Source organism: Corynebacterium sp. TAE3-ERU16 (assembly GCF_019209935.1).
GTDB classification, from domain to species: Bacteria; Actinomycetota; Actinomycetes; order Mycobacteriales; family Mycobacteriaceae; genus Corynebacterium; species Corynebacterium antarcticum.
Map to the genome: position 1 here is coordinate 1 of NZ_JAHUTN010000003.1, position 25758 is coordinate 25758.

The 25758-nt window shown below is 67.2% G+C and carries 22 protein-coding genes; 4 read left to right on the forward strand and 18 right to left on the reverse strand.

Annotated features, from left to right (window positions below; translation table 11 throughout):
* Positions 1–416: 416 nt before the first annotated feature.
* Positions 417–1691 carry a tyrosine--tRNA ligase gene (tyrS, locus tag KRX55_RS03930; RefSeq protein WP_218406515.1) on the reverse strand — a complete coding sequence of 425 codons (1275 nt, stop codon included), beginning with the start codon at positions 1689–1691 and terminating at the stop codon, positions 417–419.
* Positions 1692–1732: 41 nt separating this feature from the next.
* On the reverse strand, positions 1733–1912 hold the full coding sequence (locus KRX55_RS03935; RefSeq protein ID WP_200259411.1) for a Trm112 family protein: 180 nt from the start codon (positions 1910–1912) through the stop codon (positions 1733–1735).
* Positions 1913–2072: 160 nt separating this feature from the next.
* On the opposite strand from KRX55_RS03935, the gene KRX55_RS03940 reads away from it, so the two are divergent.
* Positions 2073–2846, forward strand: coding sequence for an SDR family NAD(P)-dependent oxidoreductase (locus KRX55_RS03940; RefSeq protein ID WP_218406516.1), 774 nt, complete (start codon positions 2073–2075; stop codon positions 2844–2846).
* A 64-nt stretch (positions 2847–2910) separates the two neighbouring features.
* The gene (locus KRX55_RS03945) at positions 2911–4077 is read left to right on the forward strand and encodes a pyridoxal phosphate-dependent aminotransferase (protein WP_218406517.1); all 1167 of its coding nucleotides are present in this window, start codon (positions 2911–2913) and stop codon (positions 4075–4077) included.
* Between the two features lie 45 nt (positions 4078–4122).
* Here KRX55_RS03945 and argH read toward each other — a convergent pair whose 3' ends face one another.
* The 8 genes from argH to argC all read right to left on the reverse strand — a co-directional run bounded on the left by argH (position 4123) and on the right by argC (position 13316).
* The gene (gene argH / locus KRX55_RS03950) at positions 4123–5556 is read right to left on the reverse strand and encodes an argininosuccinate lyase (protein ID WP_218406518.1); all 1434 of its coding nucleotides are present in this window, start codon (positions 5554–5556) and stop codon (positions 4123–4125) included.
* Between the two features lie 175 nt (positions 5557–5731).
* Complete coding sequence (locus KRX55_RS03955; protein ID WP_218406519.1) at positions 5732–6934, reverse strand: argininosuccinate synthase; 1203 nt, start codon at positions 6932–6934, stop codon at positions 5732–5734.
* A 413-nt stretch (positions 6935–7347) separates the two neighbouring features.
* Positions 7348–7830, reverse strand: coding sequence for an arginine repressor (locus tag KRX55_RS03960; protein ID WP_218406520.1), 483 nt, complete (start codon positions 7828–7830; stop codon positions 7348–7350).
* Positions 7827–8798 carry an ornithine carbamoyltransferase gene (argF, locus tag KRX55_RS03965; RefSeq protein WP_218406521.1) on the reverse strand — a complete coding sequence of 324 codons (972 nt, stop codon included), beginning with the start codon at positions 8796–8798 and terminating at the stop codon, positions 7827–7829. Before argF ends, KRX55_RS03960 begins: the two co-directional genes overlap by 4 nt.
* 7 nt (positions 8799–8805) lie before the next feature.
* Complete coding sequence (locus KRX55_RS03970; RefSeq protein WP_218406522.1) at positions 8806–10047, reverse strand: acetylornithine transaminase; 1242 nt, start codon at positions 10045–10047, stop codon at positions 8806–8808.
* Positions 10044–10985, reverse strand: a complete 942-nt coding sequence (gene argB / locus KRX55_RS03975) for an acetylglutamate kinase (RefSeq protein ID WP_218406523.1) — start codon at positions 10983–10985, stop codon at positions 10044–10046. Before argB ends, KRX55_RS03970 begins: the two co-directional genes overlap by 4 nt.
* 60 nt (positions 10986–11045) lie before the next feature.
* The gene (argJ, locus tag KRX55_RS03980; protein WP_218406524.1) at positions 11046–12218 is read right to left on the reverse strand and encodes a bifunctional glutamate N-acetyltransferase/amino-acid acetyltransferase ArgJ; all 1173 of its coding nucleotides are present in this window, start codon (positions 12216–12218) and stop codon (positions 11046–11048) included.
* A gap of 54 nt (positions 12219–12272) precedes the next feature.
* Positions 12273–13316: an N-acetyl-gamma-glutamyl-phosphate reductase gene (gene argC, locus KRX55_RS03985; RefSeq protein WP_218406525.1), complete on the reverse strand. Its 1044-nt coding sequence runs from the start codon at positions 13314–13316 to the stop codon at positions 12273–12275.
* A gap of 192 nt (positions 13317–13508) precedes the next feature.
* Here argC and KRX55_RS03990 point away from each other — a divergent pair, with 192 nt between their 5' ends.
* The gene (locus tag KRX55_RS03990) at positions 13509–14804 is read left to right on the forward strand and encodes a hypothetical protein (protein ID WP_218406526.1); all 1296 of its coding nucleotides are present in this window, start codon (positions 13509–13511) and stop codon (positions 14802–14804) included.
* 46 nt (positions 14805–14850) lie between these two features.
* Here the strand turns inward: KRX55_RS03990 and KRX55_RS03995 are convergent, their stop codons facing one another.
* The 8 genes from KRX55_RS03995 to KRX55_RS04030 all read right to left on the reverse strand — a co-directional run bounded on the left by KRX55_RS03995 (position 14851) and on the right by KRX55_RS04030 (position 23418).
* A complete protein-coding gene (locus KRX55_RS03995; protein WP_218406527.1) occupies positions 14851–15978 on the reverse strand; it encodes a PTS transporter subunit IIC in 1128 nt (375 codons plus the stop codon).
* Between the two features lie 147 nt (positions 15979–16125).
* A complete protein-coding gene (gene pheT, locus KRX55_RS04000; RefSeq protein ID WP_218406528.1) occupies positions 16126–18648 on the reverse strand; it encodes a phenylalanine--tRNA ligase subunit beta in 2523 nt (840 codons plus the stop codon).
* 56 nt (positions 18649–18704) lie between these two features.
* Positions 18705–19742, reverse strand: a complete 1038-nt coding sequence (gene pheS / locus KRX55_RS04005; RefSeq protein WP_200259372.1) for a phenylalanine--tRNA ligase subunit alpha — start codon at positions 19740–19742, stop codon at positions 18705–18707.
* Between the two features lie 180 nt (positions 19743–19922).
* Positions 19923–20735 (reverse strand): TrmH family RNA methyltransferase, encoded by an 813-nt coding sequence (locus KRX55_RS04010; RefSeq protein WP_218406529.1) that lies wholly within the window; start codon positions 20733–20735, stop codon positions 19923–19925.
* A 148-nt stretch (positions 20736–20883) separates the two neighbouring features.
* Entirely contained in the window at positions 20884–21267 is a 384-nt protein-coding gene (gene rplT / locus KRX55_RS04015) for a 50S ribosomal protein L20 (RefSeq protein WP_198737254.1), read from the reverse strand.
* A 77-nt stretch (positions 21268–21344) separates the two neighbouring features.
* A complete protein-coding gene (gene rpmI, locus KRX55_RS04020; protein WP_200259366.1) occupies positions 21345–21539 on the reverse strand; it encodes a 50S ribosomal protein L35 in 195 nt (64 codons plus the stop codon).
* A gap of 27 nt (positions 21540–21566) precedes the next feature.
* Complete coding sequence (infC, locus tag KRX55_RS04025; RefSeq protein WP_200259364.1) at positions 21567–22130, reverse strand: translation initiation factor IF-3; 564 nt, start codon at positions 22128–22130, stop codon at positions 21567–21569.
* A gap of 454 nt (positions 22131–22584) precedes the next feature.
* Positions 22585–23418, reverse strand: coding sequence for a hypothetical protein (locus KRX55_RS04030; protein ID WP_218406530.1), 834 nt, complete (start codon positions 23416–23418; stop codon positions 22585–22587).
* Between the two features lie 306 nt (positions 23419–23724).
* Here KRX55_RS04030 and KRX55_RS04035 point away from each other — a divergent pair, with 306 nt between their 5' ends.
* Positions 23725–25746, forward strand: a complete 2022-nt coding sequence (locus KRX55_RS04035) for a DUF2339 domain-containing protein (protein WP_218406531.1) — start codon at positions 23725–23727, stop codon at positions 25744–25746.
* Positions 25747–25758: the final 12 nt, after the last annotated feature.

Consider the following 25758-nt stretch of genomic DNA (forward strand, 5'->3'; position numbering starts at 1 on the left):
ACCACCCAAAGGGCAGTCCCACCTGCCGGCAAGATACATTGGCACACTATCGAGTTCTCAAACATCACGTGTACACCATCTCAACACCGGAACAACCAGCGCCTCAACAGCGACTCGTCCAACCCTAGCCACACACCCGGATCATGTCAACCCGAGGCAACAACCAGAATCAAACCACCAACCCGACCAACCGGACAAACCCGCCGGCCGCGCTGACCCGAATCAATCTACACACACCACCCCACACACGCAAAACACCAGGCCAGAGATAGTATTGGCGTCCCGATCCCGATGAGGTGCCGGGTCGGGGAGACCCGACGATGGCCCGTATCCCGAAGAAACCCCGGGAGAAACAAATCCCCCTCGCCACCGACGTACGGCGGGCCGAGGGGGATGGGACGGAAGTGAACGTTCGGTTACGCCGGAGTTGTGAAGTGCGCGCCCGCGAAGTTCTTCTTGCCACGACGCAGCACGATCCAGCTCCCGTGAAGGAGATCAGATTCGGTGGGCTGCCACTCCTCATCCGAGATCCGGACGTTGTTGGCGTAGGCGCCCCCCTCCCGGATGGACCGGCGCGCGGCGCCCTTCGATTCGGCGAGCCCGGTCGCGACAAGGAGATCGACGATCGTACGCGGTGCATCAGCGTCGATCTCGGCGACCGTGGTCTCCGAGACCGCGCCTTCGAGGGTGCGCTCGTCGAGATCGGCGAGCTCGGCTCTCCCGAACAGTGCCTGGGCCGCCAGTTCGACGGCTTCGGTCGCGTCAGCACCGTGGACTAGGGTCGTCATCTCCCGGGCGAGGCGCCGCTGGGCCTCACGCTTGTGCGGACGTTCGGCCACCTCGATCTCGAGCGCGTCGAGCTCCTCCCTTTCGAGGAAGGTGAACCAGCGCAGGAATTTGACGACGTCCGCGTCGTTGGTGTTGAAGAAGTACTGGTACCAGCTGTAGGGGCTGGTCATCTCGGGATCCAGCCAGAGCTTCCCTCCCCCGGTGGACTTACCGAACTTGTTGCCCTCACTGTCGGTGACCAGGGGAACGGTCAACGCGTGGACGGTGACACCGTTGACGCGACGGTTGAGGTCGACCCCGGAGACGATGTTGCCCCACTGGTCGCCACCGCCGACCTGCAGGACACATCCGTGGCTACGGTTGAGCTGCACGTAGTCGTTGGCCTGCAGCAGCATGTAGGAGAACTCGGTGTAGGAGATGCCGTCAGAGTCGAGACGCCGCCTGACCGTGTCACGATTCAGCATCGTGTTCAGGGAGAAGTGCTTGCCGACGTCCCGGAGGAAGTCGACCACGCTGAGGTTCGTCGTCCATTGCGCGTTGTTGACCATGACAGCGGCGTTGTCGCCGTCGAAGTCGATGAATCGGGCGAGCTGTTTCTGGATCCGTTCCAGGTTGGCCGCGACCGTCTCCTCGGTGAGCATCGAGCGTTCTCCGACGTCACGGGGATCACCGATCATGCCCGTCGCTCCCCCGGCGAGGGCGACCGGACGGTGGCCGGCCCGCTGGAACCGGCGCAGGAGGAGAAGGGGAACGAGGTGTCCGGCGTGCAGGGAGGGACCGGTCGGATCGAAACCACAGTAGAGGGAGATCGGGGACTCGGTTTCCTCGCGGAGTTTGTCGAGGTCGGTGGACTGGTTGATCAGGCCACGCCAGCTCAGCTCGTCAATGATGTTCATCGTCAATTCCTCTTCGTTGGGAGACTGCTCGGAAAGGTGTCGGTGGGTCAGTCGGCGGACGGCCAGGGAACCGCCTCGTCAATGAGAAGCACGGGGATGTCGTCGTCGATGCGGTAGGCGAGACCGAGCCTCCTGTTGACGAGCAGCTGGTCGTCCTCGAGATACTCCAGCGGCCCCTTGTCCTTCGGACAGGCGAGCACATCAAGCAACTTCGGATCGATACTCATGGGCACCGATCCTACCCGGGGGTACGGGCGCGTCAGCACCGTGCCCCGGTGATACATCCTGGACACGGTGGGGCACGGAGCTCCCGACCGTGGCACCACACCACGATTCACGGGTAGAAAGGTCGCAACGGATTCAGGTGAACGGGAGAAAGGACTGAATATGGGCGCACAGACGGGTCGGAACTCAGACGGGATCGACCGGAAGGTCGCGGTGATCACGGGAGCGGGTGACGGGATCGGGAGGGCGATCGCACTGAAACTCGCACAGGACGGTGTCGCGGTCGTGGTCAGCGACATCAACGACGAGAAGGGGCGTGCGGTGGTCGCGGAAATCTCGGACCACGGCGGTACGGCCAGCTTCATCCACGTCAACGCGGGAAGTGTCGAGGACAACGAGGCTCTCGTCACGTTCGCTCTCGACGCCTACGGGCGCCTCGACTACGCGGTGAATAACGCCGGTCTGGGTGCTCCCCCGCACAAGCTCGCCGAGATCGACGACGCCGCATTCAACCGCGCCATCGACGTGACCCTCCGGGGTACGTTCTACGGACTACGGGCCCAGCTCGCACACATGAATGAGCGGGGTTCCGGTGCGATCGTCAACATCGCGTCGATCGGGGGGTTACGGCCGTCCAGGCTCCTGTCCCCCTACATCTCGGCGAAGCACGGGGTCGTCGGCATGACCCAGACCGCCGCACTCGACTACGCGGCAGAGGGGATCAGGGTCAACGCGGTCGCGCCCGGGCCGATCCGCACCGCCGCACTCGAGAGTCTCCCGGCTGACCGTCTCCGCGAGGAGGAGGGGAAGGTTCCCCTGCAGCGTCTGGGCGAGCCAGGGGACATCGCGGAGGCTGTGGCGTGGCTTCTCTCAGACGAGGCCGCCTTCGTCACGGGTGTGGTACTCCCGGTCGACGGTGGCGCGAGCCTCACCTGACCGGTCCGTGCCGGCGGGGAGAGCCGGTACCCGTGAACCGGGCACCGGACTAGACTTGGCGCCCATGTCACGCCTCGTATCCCGACTCAGTCACTTTCCCGAGACCATCTTCGCCACGATGACCACCCTGGCCGTCGAGAGGGGAGCGGTGAATCTCGGTCAGGGATTCCCGGACGAGGACGGGCCCCGGTCGATGCTCGAGGAGGCCGTACGGCAGATCCGCGCGGGCAACAACCAGTATCCGCCCGGACGCGGTTTCGCCGGGCTCCGCGCCGCGGTTGCCGCGGACCGCCGGCGGAGTTACGGACACAGCCTCGACCCGGCCACCGAGGTACTGGTCACCGTCGGTGCGACCGAGGCCATCTCCGCGACGGTGCTCGCGCTCGTGGAGCCAGGCAGCGAGGTGGTGGTGATCGAGCCGTACTACGACGCGTACGCGGCCGCGGTCGCGCTCGCCGGCGCGACCCTGGTCCCGGTTCCTCTGCTGCTCGACGCCGGCAGCGACACCGGTTGGCGACTGGATCACGCCGCGCTCCGCGCAGCGGTGGGCGCGAATACGGCGATGATCATCATCAACACACCGCACAACCCGACCGGGCACGTGTTCGGCGCCGACGATCTGGAGGTCGTCGCGGATCTCGCGCGGCGGCACGATCTTCTGGTCCTGGCGGACGAGGTCTACGAGAAGCTCCTCTACGACGGCCGCAGGCACTCCCCCATCGCCCTGCTACCGGGTATGCGGGAACGCACGGTGACCGTCTCCTCAGCCGCGAAGTGCCTCAACGTCACCGGTTGGAAGACCGGCTGGGCGATGTCAACTCCGGAGATCATCGACGCCGTGACGAAGGCGAAGCAGTTCCTGACGTTCGTCGGGGTCGGTCACGTCCAGCCCGCTGTCGCACACGCCCTGGAAAATGAACAGGCCTGGATGGAACGGCTCCGCGGTGACATGCAGCGGCGCCGCGACCTGCTCATGGACGGGCTCGACCGGGCCGGCTTCGACGTCAAGGCCTGCGCCGGTGGCTACTTCGTCATCGCGGACGCCGGCCCCCTCGGGGTCACGGATGCCACGGACTTCTGCACCGGGGATCTCATCGACCGGGGAGTGGTCGGGATCCCGGTGTCCGCGTTCGCCACGAGCGGAGACGCGGGACACCTCGATCCCCTGGTCCGGTTCGCCTTCTGCAAGCGGGAGGACCTGATCCGGGACGCCGTCGCGCGTCTCGTCTGAGACCTCGGCGGAGACGCCCCGGCGCCCGGTGGATCAGGGATCCGGTCAGCCGCGGACCGGGGTCTGTGCCCAGGTGCGGAAGCCGGCGGACCGGTCGGCGACCCGCTCACGCTGTTCGATGACGCGCACACCGGCGGTGCCGCCACGCGTCGCGCGTGAGGCGACCGCGCCCTCGACCGTGAGGACCTTCCGGACCTCGGGGGTGAGACGCGGATCGACACCGGCGAGCTCGTCATCGGTCAGTTCGTCCAGGCCGACACCTCGGGCCTCGGCGATACGGACGCAGGCACCGGACGCCTCGTGGGCCTCACGGAAGGGGACCCCCTGGCGGACCATCCACTCGGCCAGGTCGGTGGCGAGGGTGAACCCCGCGGGGGCCAGTTCCGCCATCCTCTCCGGGTGGAAGGTGAGGGTGGAGACGAGACCCGTCATCGCGGGCAGCAGGAGGTTGAGCTGCGCGACGGAGTCGACGATGGGTTCCTTGTCCTCCTGCAGGTCGCGGTTGTAGGCGAGCGGCTGCGCCTTGAGTGTCGCCATCAGTCCGGTGAGGTTGCCGATGAGGCGACCGGTCTTTCCCCGCGTCAGCTCCGCGACGTCCGGGTTCTTCTTCTGCGGCATGATCGATGAGCCGGTCGACCAGGCGTCATCGAGCGTGACGTACCCGTACTCGGGGGTGCACCAGTAGATGATCTCCTCGGCCAACCGGGACATGTCGACGGAGATCTGAGCGAGCACGAACGCCGTCTCGGAGGCGAAGTCGCGGGAGGAGGTGCCGTCGATGGAGTTGTCCGCCGCCGAGTCGAAGCCGAGCTCCTCGGCGATCGCCTCGGGGTTGAGGGTCAGGGAGGACCCGGCGAGGGCACCGGAGCCGTAGGGGGAGACCGCGAGACGCTTGTCCAGGTCGCGGATGCGGTCGACGTCGCGGAGCAGGGGCTGTGCGTGCGCGAGCAGCTGATGCGCGAGGAGCACGGGCTGTGCGGCCTGCGAGTGTGTCTTGCCCGGCATGATGGCGTCAGGGTGCGCCTCGGCCTGGCCCACGAGGGCGTCGACGAGATCGGTGACGCCGAGAGCGATGTCCCGGACCGCGTCCCGGACCCACATGCGGAACAGAGTCGCGACCTGGTCGTTGCGGGAACGACCGGCGCGGAGCCGACCGCCGACCTCAGGGCCGACGATGTCGATGAGCCCCCGTTCCATGGCTCCGTGAACGTCCTCGTCGGTGGGTTCGGGTCCGAACTCCCCTGAGGCGACCTTCTCCCCGAGTTCGTCGAGGCCGGCGAGCATGGTCTCCAGATCGGCGTCGGACAGGAGTCCCGCGGAATTGAGGACCTTCGCGTGGGCCTTGCTGGCCAGCACGTCATAGGGTGCGAGTACCCAGTCGAAGTGGGTGGACACGCTCAGTGCGAACATCGCCTCGGAGGGGCCTCCGGAGAAACGGCCGCCCCAGAGGGCACCCTCGTTTGTCTTGTGCTGTTCCACGGTTATCGTCGGCTCCTTCGGGAGTGGCTTACTTCTTCGGTTCTCTTCTGGTGTGCTGCGTTGTCGCGCGGTGGCCCACGGAGTCATCGGTCACGGCGAAAACCCCTCCACCGATGGCGCCGTGCCCGGTTCGGGTGACGTCATCGGTGGAAGGGCGCGTGCATGACCGTGGATTCTACTTGCCGGCCTCGCGGTCGCGGCGGCAGGCGATCTTCGAGGACAGGCCGTGCAGCTCGACGAAGCCACGGGCGAGGGTCTGATCGAAGGTGTCGCCAGTGTCGTAGGTGGCCAGGTTGAAGTCGTAGAGGCTCGACTCGGAGCGGCGGCCGTTGACGGTCACCCGGCCTCCGTGGAGGACGACGCGGATGTCACCGGTGACGTTCTCCTGGGTGGACTCGATGAAGGCGTCGAGGGAGCGCTTCAACGGGGCGAACCAGAGACCGTCGTAGACCTCCTCGGACCAGCGGGCGTCGATGAGCCGCTTGTAGCGGGCGAGTTCCCGCTCGACGGTGACGTCCTCGAGCGCCTGGTGCGCGGTTATGAGGACCATGGCACCGGGGGCCTCGTAGACCTCGCGGGACTTGATGCCGACGAGGCGGTCCTCCACCATGTCGAGCCGGCCGACACCCTGGGCGCCACCGCGGCGGTTGAGCTCCTCGATGGCCTCCAGGACGGTGACCTTCTTGCCGTCGATGGCGACCGGGACACCGTGCTCGAAGGAGATGATGAGCTCGTCGGGGGCATTGCCCATCGCCGGGTCCTCGGTGTAGGCGTACAGATCCTTTGTCGGCGGGTTCCAGAGATCCTCGAGGAAACCGGTCTCGACGGCACGACCCCAGACGTTCTGGTCGATGGAGAACGGCGACTTGGTGGACTGTTCGATCGGGAGGTTGATCTCCTCGGCGAAGGCGATCGCCTTGTCCCGGGTCCAGGCGAAGTCCCGCGCGGGGGCGATGATCTTCAGGTCGGGGTTCATGTCTGCGAAGCCGACCTCGAACCGGACCTGGTCGTTGCCTTTACCGGTGCAGCCGTGGGCGACGTGGGTTCCACCGTGTTCCTCAGCGGCCTCGACGAGGTGCTTGACGATCAGCGGACGGGAGATGGCGGAGACCAGCGGGTACTGCTTCATGTACATGCCGTTGGCCTTGATGGTCGGCAGACAGTACTCCTCGGCGAACTCGTCCTTGGCGTCGACCACGACCGCCTCGACGGCGCCGCAGTCGAGGGCACGCTGACGCACGCTCTCCATGTCCTCGCCGCCCTGGCCGAGGTCGAGGGCCACGGCCACGACCTCGCCGCCGGTCATCTTGGCCAGATACGGGATGGCCACCGAGGTGTCGAGGCCGCCGGAATAGGCGAGAACTACGCGATCAGTCATGTCTTCTCCTTGAGAGGTGCTTCATCGTTTGTATTGTGGGTTCTACCAGCGGCGATCACGATGCCTCCGGGTAACTCATGTGTGCACCACACACTAACAGTGCGGATGGTGCGGGTGCAGCAGGTGCCGGTGCGTGAGATCCGGGCGCCGCTGTCCGACAACCGCAACTCTAGACGGTTTATTCATTCAAATGCAAATTATGCAGTCGCCGCCCGTCGCCCCGTGCGCCGGCGCCGTCCTCCGGTAGTCGACGTACGCCGTGGGCGCACCACCTGCGCGGCGGAATCCCCGGACAGGGTCTCCGGAGGCGGACCGGCGGGCTGCACCGAATACGCGCAGATTGGCGTTGCGTGTCCGTCTGTTCCGCCCAAGCTGGCTCCGGCGCCGGCAACCGGGATCCGACGGATGCGGGATCAGCGTCGTTCGAACATCTCACCGAGCTGTTTGCCCGTCAGGGGTTCGCGGGCGATGACGAAGATCGTGTCGTCCCCCGCGATGCAGCCGACAACCTCGTCCATCTGGACCCGGTCGATGAAACTCGCCAGGTACTGGGCGGCACCCGGCGGGGTGCGCAGCACGGCGGTGTTCCCGGAGGAGTCAACGCTCACGAGGAGGTCCTCGAGCATCCGGCGGAGTTTCTCCGCCGGCCCCCGCATCTGCTCGGTGAGCGGAGCCTCCGCGGGACCGATCGTGTAGAAGGCCCTCCCCCCGTCGGGCCGGACCTTCTTCGCACCGAGCTCATCGAGGTCGCGCGACAGGGTGGCCTGGGTGATGTCGATGCCCTCGTCGAGCAACAGCTCGGAGAGCTGGACCTGCGAGGAGACGCGGTACTTCTCGAGGATCTCCACGATCCGGCCCTGCCTCGCGGCACGGGTCACCGGTGCGGGCCGACTCATCGTGCCGCACCACCGGGCTGGTTCTCCAGCAGCCACGCCATCAGGGCCTTCTGGGCGTGCAGGCGGTTCTCAGCCTCGTCGAACACCACGGACTGCGGTCCGTCGATGACCTCGGCGGTGACCTCACTTCCCCGGTAGGCGGGCAGACAGTGGAGGAAGATCGCGTCGGCCGCGGCGCGGGCCATGACGGCGTCATCGACCTGGTAGGGGCGGAAAACCGCGGCGCGGTCGACCCCGTCGTTCTCCTGGCCCATCGACACCCAGGTGTCCGTGATGACGATGTCCGCACCGTCCACACCGTCGAGACCGTCGGTGACGGTGATCCGGGCACCGGTCTCCGCGCCGATGGCGCGCGCGCGATCGACGAAGCGTTGTTCAGGCTGGAAGCCCGCGGGCGCGACGATGGTCATGTTCACCCCGGCCGTCGCGAAGCCGATCAGGTAGGAGTTCGCCATGTTGTTGGCCCCGTCACCGAGGTACACGGCGCTCCTGCCCCGAATACCCGCCGGACCCTGTTCGGGCGCGAGTTTCTCGATGCAGGTCTGGAGGTCCGCGAGGATCTGGCACGGGTGCAGGTCATCGGAGAGCCCGTTGACGATCGGGACCGTCGCGGTCTCCGCCATGGCGAGCAGGTTGTCGTGGGCGTAGGTGCGCCACACGATCATGGAGACGAACCGGGAGAGCACCGCTCCGGTGTCCTGGTAGGTCTCCCCCTTCCCCATCTGCGTCTTGTCGGCCACGGCGACGATGGCGTTGCCGCCGAGCGCGGCGATACCCGCGTCGAAGGAGAAGCGGGTGCGGGTCGAGGTCTTGTCGAAGAGCACGGCGACGGACTGCGGACCGGCCAGCGGCTTGCGTGAGTACGGGTCGGCCTTGAGCTCGGCGGCGAGGGTGAGGACCTCCGCCTGCTCCGCCGGGGTGAGGTCGTCGTCGGCGAGGAAATGCCGGACGTTCGGTGTGGTGGTCATGTGTCTCCTACCCTTCGTTGTTCTGCGTGGCTTTCCGGGCCTGGGCCCGGGTCTCGGCGAGAACGGCGCCGAGGCGTCGTGCCGCGTCGTCCAGCTGCTCCGTGGTGATCACGAGCGGCGGGGTTATGCGGATCACGCCCTCCGACGGAGCGTTGAGGATCAGGCCGTGCGCGAATCCGACCGTGACCGCCTTCTTCGCCACCGGCTCATCCAGGACGAGGCCCAGCATGAGGCCGCGTCCGCGGACCTCGTCGACACCGTCGACGGCCTTCATCGCAGCCGTGAAGTGCTCACCCTTGGCCCGGACATCGGCGATGAAGTCCTCGTCGATCGTGTCCAGCACCGCGAGCGCCGCGGCACAGGCGACGGGGTTTCCGCCGAAGGTCGTGCCGTGGCTTCCCACACCGAACAGGGATGCGGCCCTCCCGTGCGCGAGGCAGGCACCGATGGGCAGGCCGGCCCCCAGTCCCTTCGCCATCGTGACGACGTCGGGCAGGATGCCCTCGTGGGCGTGGGCGAAGAAGTCCCCGGTCCGACCGACGCCCGTCTGCACCTCGTCGACGATGAACAGGATGCCGTGCTCGTCGCAGAGTTCCCGCACCGCGGCGAGATAGCCGTCCGGGGCGGGGATCACGCCCGTCTCGCCCTGGATCGGTTCGAGGATGATCGCCGCGGTGTCCGTCGGGTTGACGCCGACGAGCTTCCGCAGGTAGTCGATGTCGCCGTAGGGGAAGAACTCCACCCCTCCCGGCAGGGGCTCGAAGGCGGTGCGCTTGTCCGGCTGACCGGTCAGCGCCAGGGATCCCATGGTCCGGCCGTGGAATCCGTGCTCCGCCGCCAGTACCCGCCGCTTCCCGGTCAGTCGGGCGAGCTTGAAGGCGGCCTCGTTCGCCTCGGCACCGGAGTTGCAGAAGAACACGCGGGTCGATTCCGCGACCGCTGCGTCACCGTTAGCGAAACGTTCCTTCAGCTTCTCCGCCACCTCGACCACCGGACGGGACGCGAAGAGGTTGGACACGTGGGCGAACCGGCGGATCTGCTGTTCGACGGCCCCGATCACGGCCGGATGCGCGTGTCCGAGGGAGTTCACCGCGATACCCGCGAGCAGGTCGAGGTAGACGGTTCCGTCGGCGGCGGTGACCTCCGCACCGTCACCCGAGACGAGATCGAGCGCCGGGGCGTAGGTATTCATCAGCGCGTCGGGCCACCGGCCGAGGGCGTCGTAGTTGTCGGTCCTGGATTCGTTCATGGTTTGACCTTCTGGAACTCGGTGGGTGCTGGGTAGTCGTCTCGGTCGTAGGTGTCCGGAAGGACCATTGTGCCGATTCCGCCCTCGGTGAGCAGCTCGAGCAGCACGGAGTGCGCGACACGACCGTCGATGACGTGCGCGGCGTGGACGCCCTGACGGACCGCGTTGAGGCAGGACTCCATCTTCGGGATCATGCCTGCGTCGAGGGACGGGAGGAGATCGGAGAGGTCGCCGACGGAGATTTTGCTGACCATCGAGGAGGTGTCCGGCCAGTCGGTGTAGAGACCCGGGACGTTCGTGAGGATGATCAGGCGTTCCGCACCGATGGCGCTGGCGAGCGCCCCCGCCGCGGTGTCCGCGTTGATGTTGTGGACCTGTCCGTCCTCGTCCGGGGCGATCGTGGAGACCACCGGGATCCGGCCGGCATCGATGATGTCCATGAGTGAGGAGGCGTCGACGTGCGTGATGTCACCCACCAGGCCGATGTCGGTGAGTTCACCGCCGACCTCGACGAGGCGGCGCTCCGCGGTGAATAGCCCCGCGTCCTCACCCGAGCAGCCGACCGCATAGGGGCCGTGGCAGTTGATCAGGCCGACGAGATCCCGGCCGACCTGCCCGAACAGAACCATGCGGACGATCTCCATCACTTCGGGGGTGGTGACCCGGAATCCACCGCGGAACTCCCCCTCGATACCGAGCTTCTGCAGCATGGCGTTGATCTGGGGGCCACCGCCGTGGACGACGACGGGTTTCGCGCCGACGGTCCGGAGGAAGACCATGTCGGCCGCGAAGGCGGCGCGGAGATCCTCGTCGATCATGGCGTTTCCGCCGTACTTGACCACGACGATCTTGTCGCGGAAGTGCTTGAGCCAGGGCAGCGCCTCGGCGAGCACGTTGGCCCGTACCTCGGGTGTGATGTCCTTCAGCATGTCGTTCATGTCTCGTCCCGGTTTCTGGGGTGTCGTGGAGGGGTCTTCGCGCCGGTGGGCGGAGACCGTCTAGGTGGAGTACGCGGAGTTGATCTCGACATAGGCGTGGGACAGGTCGGTGGTGCGCAGGGTCGCGGTGCCGGGCCCACCGGTGCCGAGATCCACGGTGACGTCGATGTCGCGGCCGGAGAGGTCGACGTCCCGGGCGCCGGGCGCACCGCATGAATCAAGGCAGACAGGTTGACCGTTGAAGTGGACGGAGATGTGCTCAGGGTCCATGTCGGCGTCCGCCATGCCCACGGCGGCGAGCACCCTGCCCCAGTTTGGGTCGGAGCCGAACATCGCGCACTTGAACAGCGGGTCACGGCAGAGGGTGCGGGCCGCGTTGGCGGCCTGGGTGTCGTCCGTGGTCCCGGTGACGGTGACGGCTACGCGCTTGGTGACGCCCTCCGCATCCGACTGGAGCTGCTTGGACAGGTCCGTGCACACCCGCAGGACAACCTCGTTGAGATCCTCCTGATCCGGGGTGACACCGGACGCCCCGGAGGCCAGGAGGATCACGGTGTCGTTGGTGGAGGTCGAGCCGTCGATGTCCAGGCAGTCGAACGTCACCGCGGTCGCGGCACGCAGTGCCGTGTCGGCCATCTCGTGGGTGACCGCCGCGTCGGTGGTCAGGCAGACGAGCATCGTCGCGAGAGAGGGAGCCATCATACCCACGCCCTTGGCCATCCCGCCGACCGTGTATCCGGCACCGTGGGCGACCGACTCCTTGACGATGGTGTCGGTGGTCATGATCGCCTCGGCGGCTGCCCCACCGTTGTCACCGTCATTCACGGTGAGTCCGTCGACGAGCTTGTCCACGCCGGCGAGCACGATGTCCATCGGCAGCGGTTCCCCGATGAGCCCGGTGGAGCAGGCCGCGACGTCCCCCGGCTCGACCCCCAGCGACTCCGCGACGCGTTCGATCGTAGCCGTCGCGTCGGCCTCTCCCCTGGATCCGTTGCAGGCGTTGGCGTTGCCGGAATTGTAGACGACGGCTCTGAGACGGCCGTCGGCGACGTTGGCGCGGCTGATCTTCACCGGCGCGGCGACGATCCGGTTCCGGGTGAAGAGGGCCGCCGCCGTGAGGTCGGGCCCCTCGTTGACGATGAGGGCCATGTCGGGCTTGCCCGACGCCTTGATTCCGGCGGTCGTGGCGGCGGCTGAGAATCCTTCGGGGGCGGTGATTCCGGTGTCAGACATTGGGTACTTCCTGGGCGTTGGTGATCGGTGGGGTGACGGTACGGCTGCGGTGGATCAGGGGGCCACCCCGCATCGGGGCAGGCCCGCGGTCTCGTCCAGCCCGAGGGCGAGATTCATGCACTGGACCGCGGCACCGGCGGTGCCCTTGGTCAGGTTGTCGATGGCACTGGTGACCAGCAGGCGGCCGGCATCATCGTCTACCTCGACCTGGACCTGACACATGTTCGAACCCAGCACGTTCTGTGTCTGGGGCTGGGTCCCCTCCGGAAGCAGCTGAACGAAGGGCTCGTCAGCGTAGGCGTCGCGGTACGCGGCACGTGCGTCCGCGGCGGTGACTCCCTCAACCAGCGGGGCTGACGCCGTGGTGAGGATGCCCCGGGGAAGCGGCGCGAGGACCGGGGTGAAGGACACCGTGACCGGGGATTGACTGTGGAGGCGGAGATTCCTTGCGATCTCCGGGGTGTGCCGGTGCCTTCCCGCGGTGTTGTAGGCCTTCAGCGATCCCATGGTCTCGCTACCGAGCAGCCCGACGGAGGCCTTCTTTCCGCCGCCGGAGACTCCGGTGACGGAGACGATCGCGATGTCCGGGGTGATGAGGCCGGCGGCGACCGCCGGAAGCAGGGCCAGCGTGGCTCCGGTGGGGAAACAACCCGGGACGGCGACGCGCTTCGTTCCCCGCAGCAGCTCCCTGTTCCCCGGCATCTCCGGGATGCCGTAGGGCCAGGTGCCCGCGTGTTTCGACCCGTACCACCGTTCCCAGTCGCCGGCGTCGTCGAGCCGGAAGTCGGCGGCGCAGTCGATCACCACGACATCGGGACCGAGCTGTTCGGCGATCTCCGCGGAGTGTCCGTGGGGCAGGCCGAGGAACACGACGTCGTGCCCGGCCAGTTCCTCGGCGGTCGTCGGTGCGATGATCCGGTCCGCGAGATCGGTCAGGTGGGGCATGAGCTCGCCGACGGTGCTACCGGCGGTGGAGGCACCGGTCAACGCTCCGATCCGCAGTCCGCCGTTCCCGTATTCGGGGTGTCCGAGGAGGATCCTCAGGATCTCTCCTCCGGCGTATCCGCTGGCACCTGCGACTGCAACTGTGACTGACATGGATGCAACCATATCATTTATGCGCCCTTATGCAAATTATGCATTCCCTCGTTGGCCACCACCTCCGTTCCCCCCCCGCTTAGGACGGAGTCGCTCCCCTGCTGCGTGGCGAACCCTAGAATCGGCGGTAGCAGCTCCGCATCCGCCCCGGTGTCACTCCGCACCGGCGGTACCACCCACCCGGAGGAAACCATGTTCACGACAAGACGGACCACCGGCAGGCTCCCCCGACTGGCACTGTCCGCCGTGCTGACTGCGGGAGCCCTCACCGCGTGCGGGGGAGATCCGTCCCCCGAGCCGCCGACCCGCACCGAAGTGTCACCGGCACCGACCCACCGGGCCGCGGACACGATCGAGGCCCCGGTCCGACAGCCGACCGAGGATGAACTCCGGTGGAGATCCCGGATTCCCGACGGTGAGTACGTCACCGCGGTCTGTCAGGGGTACAGCGACCTCCAGTTCACCAATTTCAAGGCCGAGGAAGGGATCGCCCCGGAAGTGATCGCGGGCGATCTCAGGCGGGCCATCACATCATTCCGGACGGCCACCTCGACCCTGCCGGAACCGGCGAACGAGGTCATCGCCCGCTCCGGTGACGACCTCGCATCGAGATTCGACCGCATCGAGCCGATGGTCTCCCCGGACGCGTCTCCGGCACAGATGGCGGAGGCCCTCCCACTCCTCACCGGCCACCCGGAGATAAAGGGCATCTACTACGACTTCAGCACGGAGGTGGGTAATCTGCCACCGGAACAGGACGCAGCAGCCAGACGGATCCCGGCCTGCTCCCACGTCTTCCGGGACTACGACAAGGTTCTGGACGACCGTGTCGTGCTGCCCCTCGCGGATGCAGCGGTCAGACTGCAACAGGCAAGGGACGGCTGGACCATCGCCATGGAGGAGGCCGGCATGCTCCGGAAGGATCCATCGGCCGAAACCGTCACCGATTACCCGAGATCGGAGGGGGAACCGCTCATCCCCATCCTGCCACCGGATCCCGACGAACTCGGGCCGCCCAAGGAGTACTTCTTCGCTCTCGCCGACAGGGACCCGGAGAAGTGGCGTGCCGTATCCGATTCCATGATCGAGGGAGCGGACATCCTGGACACCTGGGAGAACACCGCGACGGACCCGATCGAGTTCGACGCGGCACAGGAGGTGGTCGTCTACCGGGAGAACCTGAAGTACGCCCTCTACGACGCCGCTGCGGCACTGAGCGAAGCCGCGGACCGGGCGGACGGGATCCTCGACGACACCGGCACGGATCTCTCCGGAAAGCTGGACGCGCTCACGGCGTTCGACGATGACGTCGACGCCCGCATCAGGAACGTGGAACTGATGGCCAGGATGCTGCTCAAGCTGACGCTCGAAAAAGCCGGCCTCATGACACAGGAGGCGGTGGAAAACGCGGTCAAACTACAGAACAGGGAGGACGTGGGGCAGAAGATTCTCGAGGATTTCGACGAGGACCTGAGGGAGATTCTCTGAATCGGTGCCCTGGCCGGCGACACCGCAACCGGCGGCCGGGGCACTCTCAGGAGGCCGGAACCCCCGCCGCGACGGCCTCCGAGTTCGCGGTTCCCCGGGTCTTCTCCGGTCGTTCGAGCGCCATGTCGCCGGGACGGATCCAGCCGGCCCGTCTCATTGCCTCGGAGATCAGGAGCGTCACCAGTGCGGGACCGACGATGTTCAGTCCGAGGATCATCAGCGTGAGGGACACCGCACCGTGGTCGGGGGACATGACGCTCCAGGTCATGAGCTGGCCGACGAGGCCCGAGGTCCCCATGCCCGACCCGGCCGGGTTGTTCTCCATCGCGAACACGGTCGTGGCGATCGGCCCCAGGATCGCAGAGGCGATGATCGGCGGCAGCCAGATCACCGGACGACGGACGATGTTCGGCATCTGGAGCATCGAAGTGCCCAGCCCCTGGGACACCAGACCCGCCCAGCGGTTCTCCCGCCAGCTGGCGACCGCGAAACCGACCATCTGGCAGCAGCAGCCCACTGTTGCGGCACCCGCCGCCAGTCCCGACAATCCGAGGATGATGCCCAGGGCCGCCGATGAGATCGGCAGGGTCAGGCAGATGCCCATGATCACGGCGACGAGGATGCCCATCAGGAACGGCTGCCGCTGAGCGGACCAGTTGATCATCTCCCCCAGCGCCGTCATGAACTCGGAGATCGTCGGGCCGATGAGCAGGCCGACCGCCGAACCCGAGCAGATGGTCACCAGCGGGGTGACGAGGATGTCGACGGGGGTCCGTCCCGACACGAACAACCCGCACTCGACAGCGATGAACGCGGCGATGAACGCCCCCAACGGCTCTCCCGGGCCGAGGAGCTGGAAGGACAGGCCGTCGACGACCCCTCCCCCGAGGATCTTGCCCGCGTGGGCACCGACCATGCCCGCGACGCCGGTACCCGCGATGACGAAGGTCGACGCCGAGAGCCGGTGGGCGACACCGATGCCGATACCGAATCCGGTCAGCACCGAGGCCACGGATCCGGTGACGACGAGGAACTCGCCGATGGTCCCCGGAACGTGGCGGCCCAGCTGGACCATGATCGTTCCCACGATGAGGGTGGCGAACAACCCGAAGGCCATGCCGGTCAGTGCATCAATGAAGAACAGGGACGCCCATCTGCGTATCAGTCGGTTCACAGCAGTTGACTTTAGTGAGTTCAGCGCAAAACCGGAACTATACGGGCATCGTGGAAGCCAGCCGCCACCCCCGACATACACCTCTCCCACCCCGGTCGAGAAAGCGGCCCGCCCCGTCACGGGCCGGGCCGTCGGAATAGGTGCGGATCAAGCGCGGATTGTGGCGCCGTGCTCCCGACCCGCCGCGTCGGCCGCGGCGAGCCGCGCCTCCGAACACTCGTCGTCGGTCAGCGTACGGTCGGTGGCCCGGAACCGCAGCGCGAACGCCAGCGACTTCCGGTTATCGCCGAGGCTCTCCGAGCGGTAGACGTCGAAGAGCTCGACGCTCTCGATCAGCTCCCCAGCCGCCGACAGCAGGGTCCGGCGCACGTCCTCCGCCGGAACGTCCTCGTCGACCACGAGTGCGATGTCCTGCATCAGCGCCGGGAACGGGGACAGCACCGGCGCCGGTGTCGAGGGGGCGAACGGCAGTGCCGTGACGTCCAGCTCCATCGCGCAGGTGCGCGCGGGCAGGCCCGCGCGCTCCAGGATCTGCGGATGCAGCTCCCCGGCGTACCCGACGACGGTTCCGTCGACACTCAGCGCGGCGCACCGGCCCGGGTGCCAGGGAAGCTGTTCGGCGGCCGAGACCTCGATCTCGACATCGGCGGCTCGGGCGACGACGCGTGCCGACTCCACCGAATCAGCCCACGTGTAGGCGCGGGAGGATCCCAGCGGGCCGGCGGCCTCGATGTCCCCGGCACCGACGGTGGCGACGTGCAGCGGCTGCGCGGGCAGCGAGGCGAGGAGTTCCGAGACAGCCTGATCCGACGGACGGCTCCGGACGTCGGGCATCGGTGACCGGTCGATCTCCCCCGCGATCGTGACCTGCTCGACCCCGTAGAGCGAGACGTCGCGCTGCCCCCTGGCGGCGTTGCGCCGCACGGCGTCCAGCATGTTCGGCAGCAGGGTCGTGCCGAGGACGGAGCGGTCGGCCTCGAGCGGGTTGAGCACCGCGACGGTCCGCCGCCTGGGATCGTCCGCGTCGAGCCCCCAGACGTCGAAGACGTCGGCCTCGGTGAACGGGCTCGGGAGGATCTCGGTGTAGCCGTTGTAGGCGAGGGCGTGACCGATCGCGCGGCGCCGCCGCTGCGCGGGGGTCAGGCCGCGGCCGGCCGGGGCGGTGGGGACGACGGAGGGGATGTCCTCCAGCCCCTCGAGGCGCAGCACCTCCTCCACGAGGTCCGCGTCCATCGTGATGTCGGGGCGCCACGTCGGGGGTGTGACCGTGAGGACGTCACCGTCGCGGTCGACAGCGCATCCGACCTCCTCGAGACGGGAGATGACGGTGTCGTGGCTGATGTCCATCCCCGCGATACGCGCGGGGCGGTTGACGTCCATCCGTACCGTCGGCATGGCGGGGACGTCACCGACCAGGGTCCGCCCGGAGTCCACGGAGCCTCCGGCGATCCGGGCCAGCAGATGGGCCGCGACGTCGAGCGCGACCTCGACGAGAGCGGGATCGACCCCCCGCTCAAATCGGCGCGAGGCCTCACTGGACAACCGGTGCCTGCGGGAGGTCCGGGCGACGGTGATCGGGTCCCAGTTCGCGGCCTCCAGATAGACGTCAGAGGTGTCGTCGCTGATCTCGGAGGAGGCTCCGCCCATGACACCCGCCAGTGAGAGCACACCCGAATCGTCGGCGATGACGACGTCCTCCGGGTCGAGGGTGCGCGTCACGTCATCGAGGGTCTCGAGCTTCTCCCCCTTCTCCGCGCGACGCACGACGAGCGTGTCACCGGTGATCCGGGCCGCGTCGAAGGCGTGCATCGGCTGCCCGAACAGCATCATCACGTAGTTGGTGACGTCGGTGGCGGCGTTGACCGGCCGCTGGCCGCAGAGCATCAGCTCCCGCTGCATCCACAGCGGCGACTCGGCTCCGGCAGCGGTTCCCGTCACCCGGCGGAGTCCGAACCGGACGGCCTTCGTCTCCGGACGCACATCGACAGTCAGTAGTTCACCGTCGGGCGTGGGCACCGAGACGTCGATGCCCGCCACACCCGGCTGGAGCGCCGGATCGGTGAACGCGAGGCCGAAGGCGCTCGCGATCTCGCGGGCCAACCCCCGCGCGGAGAGCGCGTAGCCACGGTCCGGCGTCACGTTGACGTCGAACACCGTGTCATCGAGTCCCATGACGTCGCGCGCATCGGAACCGAGCTCGTGGTCCCCGTCGGCCGGGAGGGTGATGATCCCCTTGTTCTGCTGGGCGGTGAGCCCGAGTTCAGCGGCGGAACAGATCATGCCCGCGGACATCCGCCCGTAGGTCTCACGCGCGGCGATCTCGAAGTTGCCCGGAAGCACGCAGCCGGGAAGAGACACCACGACGTAGTCTCCCTCGCTGAAATTGCGGGCGCCGCAGACGATCGACTGCAGCTCCCCGGTCCCGTTGGCGTCGCCTACGTTGACGTGGCAGTGTCGGATGGGCTTCTTGAATCCGGTGAGCTCCTCGATCGACTCCACCCGGCCGATCACGAGCGGACCGGTGGTCTCGGGGATGGCGGAGAAGCCTTCGGTCTCGAAACCGACACGGACGAAGCCGCTGTCGAGTTCAGTGTCGGTGACCGACCAGTCCGACTGGGATCCGTCGGCGGAGCGCAGCAGCCGGGTGACCCAGTTCTTGGCGATGAGCATGTGGGGTTCTCCTGGGGGGTTGAAAGCGGTGGTGAAAAGCTGGAGGGAAGGGTCGGTCAGACCTGCACGCCGAACGGCTGGGTGAAACGGATGTCGCCCTCGACCATGTCACGCATGTCGGACAGTCCGTTGCGGAACTGGAGGGTCCGCTCCAGCCCCATCCCGAACGCGAAGCCGGTGAACTCCTCCGGATCGATACCGGCGGCCCTCAGAACGTTGGGGTTGACCATGCCGCAGCCGCCCCATTCGATCCAGCCGGCCCCGCCCTTCTTGTTCGGGAACCAGACGTCGACCTCTGCGGAGGGCTCGGTGAAGGGGAAGTAGTTGGCGCGCATCCGCGTACGGGTGTCGGGCCCGAACAGGGTCCGGGCGAGGTGATCGAGCGTCCCACGGAGGTGCGCCATGGTCAGACCGCGGTCGACGGCCAGGCCCTCGATCTGGTGGAACACCGGGGTGTGCGTCGCATCGAGCTCATCCGTCCGGAAGACCCGTCCCGGACACGCGATGTAGATCGGCACATCACGCGACAGCATGGTCCGCATCTGCACCGGTGAGGTGTGTGTCCGCAGCACCTGGGAGGAGCCCTCGGGTGCGATGTGGAAGGTGTCCTGCAGGGTGCGGGCCGGATGATCGGGCAGGAAATTCAGGGAGTCGAAGTTGAAGTACTCGGCCTCCACCTCGGGGCCGTCGGCGATCTCCCAGCCCATGCCCACGAAGATGTCGGCGATCTGTTCGCTCAGGGTGGTGATCGGGTGCATCGCACCCGGCTGGGTCCGCCCGGTGGGCAGCGTCACGTCGACGCGCTCGGCGACGAGCACCTCGGCGTTGCGCTTCTCCTCGAGCCGGGTCTTCGCCTCGGCGAACGCCTTCTCCACCCGTCCCCGGGCCATGTTGACGAGCCGGCCCGCATCCTTGCGCTGATCCTTGGGAATCGACCCGAGCGAGCGGCGCGCCTGGGGAATCGGCGCATCGTCGCCGAGATGAGAACGCCGGACGACGGCGAGCTCCTCGAGTGAGTCGGCGGCGGCGAACGCGGCGATCGCCTCCTCGGCCGCTTGATTGAGGCTGGCTTCGGTCAGCTGGCTGTCAGTCACCGGGGCTCTGACTCCTTCTGGGTCTGGTGGATCGATCGGTTGTTCGGTGGAGGGATACGGCCACGGCATCACCGGCACTCCCACCCACGGGTTCCCGGGATCATGCGGGTAACCGTGCTCTGCAGGATCTTACCCGGTCGTGTGACCGGGACGATGTTGCGGGGACCCGTCGCCCGGTTCTCAGGAGCGGTGTTGCGCCCGGGCGGAGGCGTAGAGGCAGATCGCCGCGGCCGTGGCCAGGTTCAGGGATTCCGCACGTCCCCGGATCGGGATGTGGATCCGGTGGTCGGCGGCCCCGAGCAGATCCTCGGGCAGACCGTGTGCCTCGTTGCCGAAGAGCCACGCGGTCGGTCCGCCGAGGACCCGGTCCGCTTCATCGAGACTGAGTTCACCGTCCGCTGCAGTGGCGATGACCGTCAGCCCCCGCTCCCGGAGCTTGCCGATGACATCGGTGTGCGAGTGGTACCGCACCACGGGCAGGTGGAACAGTGATCCGGCCGAGGCCCGGGCGGATTTCCCGTTCTGCGGATCAACCGTGTCCCCGGTGAAGATCACGGAGTCGGCACCGACGGCGTCGGCGACACGAATCACGGTTCCCGCGTTGCCGGGCTCCGACGTCTCCACCGGAACCGCGACCAGGCGGGGATCCGCGACGAGCGCCTCATCCAGACCTGTGAGCACCGGTCTGCACACCGCGACCAGGCCGGTCGGGGTCACGGTGTCCGACAACTGCCGACCGGCTCTGTCGGTGACCGGGTGAAGGTACACCCCGGCTGACGCGGCCGTGTTGAGAAGGCCCGCAAACCGACCGGCGGCGTGCTCGGTGGCGAAGATGTCCGTGGCCACTCCCCGCTCGACGGCCGCCTCGACGCAGTTGACCCCCTCGACGAGGAACAGACCGGCCTTGCGCCGCCCGGCGCTGCGGTGGAGTTTGACGGCGGACACCACACGGGGGGTCCGCTCTGTCGCTGGTTCGGAGAAATCGAGGTGCATGCGATCCAACCTAGCAGCGGCGGTGGAGTGCCCCGTCGTCCGGTGGACGCCGGGTGCCGGGCCGCGGACGGGAAAACCGCCCCGGCTCCCGGTGCGGGAGGGGGCGGTTTCGGGAATCACCCGGTGGGGTGGTTCCGGATCCGGTGACCTAGGCGGCCTTCGGTGCGTTGACGTCCTCGGGGAGGGCGGCCTTGGCGGCCTCGCAGATCGCGGAGAAGGCACCGAAGTCGTTGACGGCGAGCTCGGCGAGGATCTTGCGGTCGACCTCGATCTCGGCGAGCCGCAGGCCCTGGATGAGGCGGTTGTAGGTGATGCCGTTCATCCGGGCCGCCGCGTTGATGCGCTGAATCCACAGGCGGCGGAACTGGCCCTTGCGTGCGCGACGATCGCGGTACGCGTAGGTCATCGAGTGGAGCATCTGCTCCTTGGCCTTGCGGTACAGGCGTGAGCGCTGTCCACGGTAGCCCTTGGCGGAATTGAGGATGACGCGACGCTTCTTCTTGGCGTTCACTGACCGCTTGACACGTGCCACGGTAAAACTTCCTTACGAATCTTGGGGGTTAGTTACTTTGGAGGGGGACGCTGACCGCCGGTACCGGCGGCCCGGCATCACGCCCGGCCGAGGAGACGCTTGACGCGCTTGGAGTCGGCCTTCGAGACGTCCGTGGTGCCCTTCAGGCGACGGGTCCGGGTGGAGGGCTTTCCCTCGAGGAGGTGGCGACGGTTGGCCTTCTCGCGGCGCAGCTTGCCGGAACCGGAGACCTTGATTCGCTTTGCGGTGCCCTTGTGGGTCTTCTGCTTCATGAGTGATGTCCTTAAAAAGCTAGTTGTTTACTTCTTGCCCTTGCGGAGCGGACCGATGACCATGGTCATGTTGCGCCCGTCCTGCTTCGGCTTGGTCTCGACGACGCCGTACTCGGCGACGTCCTGTGCCAGTCGATCCAGCAGCCGGTAACCGAGCTCCGGCCGCGACTGCTCTCGGCCCCGGAACATGATGGTCACCTTGACCTTGGAACCCTTTTCAAGGAACCGGACCACATTACCCTTCTTCGTCTCGTAATCGTGGTCGTCGATCTTGGGACGAAGCTTCTGCTCCTTGACAACAGTCTGCTGCTGGTTCTTCCGGGACTCGCGCGCCTTCTGCGCGGCCTCGTACTTGAACTTGCCGTAGTCCATGATCTTGCAGACCGGGGGCTTTGCGGTGGGCGCGACCTCGACCAGGTCCAGGTCCGCGTCATACGCGAGCTTCCGGGCGTCGTCGATACGGACGATGCCGACCTGCTCGCCGCCGGGTCCGACGAGACGGACCTCAGGGACTCGAATTCGCTCATTGATGCGAGCTTCAGCGCTGATGTGTACTCCTAGGGTTGCAGTGAATAATGCGTGATACCGCACCGCAACCTGGATGTCCCGTACACCGCGATAAACCCGGAAACGACGAAACCCGCTGACCCGTCACGACGTGACGGAGACAACGGGAGATCCGGGCGTTCGGTCGATGGCACGGGATCCCCCGACGTTCCGACATCCACCGAATTCTGACTTCAGCGGGCGGACCGCCGGATGAACCGGACGATCGACACTACGCGACAACCACTGTCCAACCTGGCTCGGGGCCAGGCGGCGTATGGTGGGAGGGACCTCCACTTTGCGGCCCTGTGTGCTTTCCCGTATCGAGATCATCGAGGTAATCGACACCGGCAAAAGGCGTCGGGCACCGTTCGATGATCGAACAAGGGGAGAAGCCCACACTGGGCGGTAGTGATCTGAACTGTATCACGGCCACCCGCCGCATCCAAACCCGATGGCCTCTCCCCCGTTCCACGTACCGGCTCTGTTCCGGACCGGGTCAGGGGCTGACGTAGACCACGGCGTTGTCTCCGCCCCTGCAGACCCAGGCGCCGGCTCCCTTCGGTGAACACTTCATGCGGTAACTCTTTCCGGTGACCGGTGACACGGCGGAGATCGACCGGGACGAATTACCGCCCTGACCCGCGATCTGCTTACCGACGTTCATCGCGAAACCGCAGCTGGTCACGTCGGTCCCGGCGTACACGCCGGATCCGCCGGATTCACCGCACCCTGTCGCACCGTCCGGAACCGAGAACCTCGGTTTCTTCGTCGTCGTCTTCGTGGTCGTTCTCTCCGTCGACGACTTCTCCTTTGTCTTCTTCGTCGTCTTCTCCGCCTCATCCGTCTCGGATTCCGTGGACGGGGACGGGGATGCGGTCTCCCTCGCCGTCTCCCCGGACGGATTCGCCGTCACGGTGCCGGTGTCGACCACCGCCGGCGTCTCCGGGGACTTCGGGGCGCCGCGACCGGTGTCCCCCCATCCGAGCACGGTGAAACCGAGTGCCACGACGGAGAGTGCGGCGATGATGACGACGACGAGGAAACCGATCACGACTCCCGTGGCCCCCCGTTTCCGTGGCCCCACGACCGTCGTGTATCCGGCCGGCGGCACCTGCTGCGGAACCCGAGCCCCGGCGGCCCCGGAACCGACGGGGGTCATGTACCGGGTCGGTTCCGGATCGGAACCGGGGTTCCAGCCGGATCCGGGACCGTGCGCGAACACGTCACTCTCCGGGGGAACATCACCCCACGGGTCCCGTCCCCCACCGGTGCCGCCCGGAAGCTGATCGCCCCGACCGTTGGAACCGTCGCGTCCGTTCGTGTCAGTCACGGGTACACCTCACAACTCTTCGTCTCTGTTCCATTCATGCCGTTCATCGTCCCCGGGGTGCACACAGCTCACGTTCACTGTGTGCACGTACCGGGGTGCTCGGGGCCGGTTCAGGGCCGCACCCACGAGGATAGTGCGCGCGGTCCGGTTCACACACTGCCGGCGACCGCCGGTGGCTCTCCACGGCACACTTAACCGGGCATGTTCCGGACACACCACCACGGATGGTACCGGTTACGCTACCCGGGAGCCGGGGTCGTCTCCGGGGCTGACGGTCTTCCGCGGCGCGACCTAGACTCTGGAGACATGCCGACCAACGACAGGAAACGGGAGGCTCTGGCGGAAGCGCTCCGGAGTCTCGATGCCGCCGAACAGGCACTCACGGAGGCCCGTCACCGGGTGCTCCGGGCGCTTGACGGGGAGGTGCGGCCGAACCACCCTCTCCCGACGGAGCACGGACGGGCGGTCCCACCGGAACCGCCCCGTCACCCCTCATTCGACGGGGGACCGCCTCCCGCGGAAGGACCGACGGGGGAAGAAAAGACCGCGCCCGTCGGGGACGCGGGAACACACGCCGCGCCAGCCGGTCCACGGCGTGCCGGGGCGGCGACCCCCTCCCCACGTGAGCCGTGGTGGCACTCGGAGAACGTCGTCATCAGGCTCCTCGCTGTCGGCGGCGCGCTGATCACTCTCGGTGGTGTCGCGCTGCTCGTGGTTCTCGCCGCGCAGAGCGGGCTGCTCGGCCCCGTCGGCCGGGTGATCCTCGCCTATCTCCTGGCCGCCGTGCTCGGCGCCGGGGCGGTGGTGGTGCGCCACCGGTTCAGTGAACGGGCCTCGAATACTCCGACGATCATCACCTCTTTGCTGTTCACGGCGCTGCTCACCGGTCTGACGACGACCTGGTTCGTGGTTTTCGACTACAGGTGGTTGCCGGTGTGGGTGGGGTCGACCCTCAGTCTGGTCCTGTTCGGCCTGTGCCTCTCCCGTGTGCGCAGGTGGAGGATGGAGCTTCCGGGGCTGGTGCTCACCATCGGTGTGACCCTGTTCATGATCGTGTGGAACTGGTCTCCCGTCGGGAACGACGTCACCGCGATCGACCGGGCGTGGCCCGCAGGTGTCCCGGGGCTGCTCCTCCTCGTCGCGACCGCAGGTCTCGGTTGGCGGCGGTCGAGGATCGTCGCCGCCGGATCGGCACTCGGCGCCACTGCACTCGCCTCGTGGACCCTCATATTGAGCCTGGACAGTGCCTGGCCGGAATTCGCGGGGGCCGTCATCGTCGCGGTGATGTTCACCACGGTGGTCGTCAGGGACCCGGTGCCGACATCGGCCGGGGCCGAGAAGCTGGCTGCGGCGTGGGCTCCGGCACTGACCGTGCTCGTCATATTCTTCATGAACCCGGTCGAGCAGATGCCGCAGGTGGTGTACACGCTCCCTCTGCTCCTGTCGGTCGCGATGATCGTCGTCGGGCACACACTGCGCTCGACCGGGGACAGCGGGGGACGCCCGTCCCCGGCCCGTTTCGTCGCACCGACGTTGATCTCGGTCGGCGCAGCCGCCGCTCCCTTGTCGTTCTTCATCATGACGGACACGCTGCGGATCTGGTCGACGGCAACGTACATCCTCCCGTTCCTCCCCGCGTTCTTCCTGGCCGCCACCGTCCTCGCCGTCACCGTTCTACCCCGGGTTCTCCCCACCCCCTGGCCGTGGATCACCTGGACGTTGGCGGTGCTGCTCTACACCCTGAACGTCTCGTTCATGGTGTGGTACCGGGACATCGGGGGACTGCGGGAGAATCCACCGTCCGTCATGGGGTTGCTCATCATCGTCCTGATCGCCACGGTGCTGCTCACCCGGTCCCGTTTCACCGGGATACCGGTTCCGGGGAAGATCGTGCTCGCGGTGGTGGCTCTGCACCTGTCGGCTACCGCGGTGGTCGCCGTGTTCACCCGTGCCGGTGCCCTCACCGGCTCCGCCGAGCTCGGGTTCTTCCTCGGCCACGCCACGGTGTCGGTGCTCTGGATCGCTCTCGCCGCCTACGTGCTCCTCTGGGCGCGTGATCTCAGTGCTCAGGCGTCCCTGGGGGCGGGGGTCCTCCTGGCTGCCGCAGGTACAGCGAAACTGATCCTCGTCGACCTGGGGACCATCAGCGGGATACCCCGGGTCCTCGCTTTCCTGGTATCCGGTGTGGCCCTGCTGAGCATCGCGACACTCCGCGCCCGTCGTGACCGGACGGACCCGGTCGGTGACACCACGGTGCGGACCGAGCCACCGCTGCCGTCGTCCCGACCGGAGACGACCGGCGGTGACCGGTCCGCCACGGACCGGTGACCCGGTCGACGG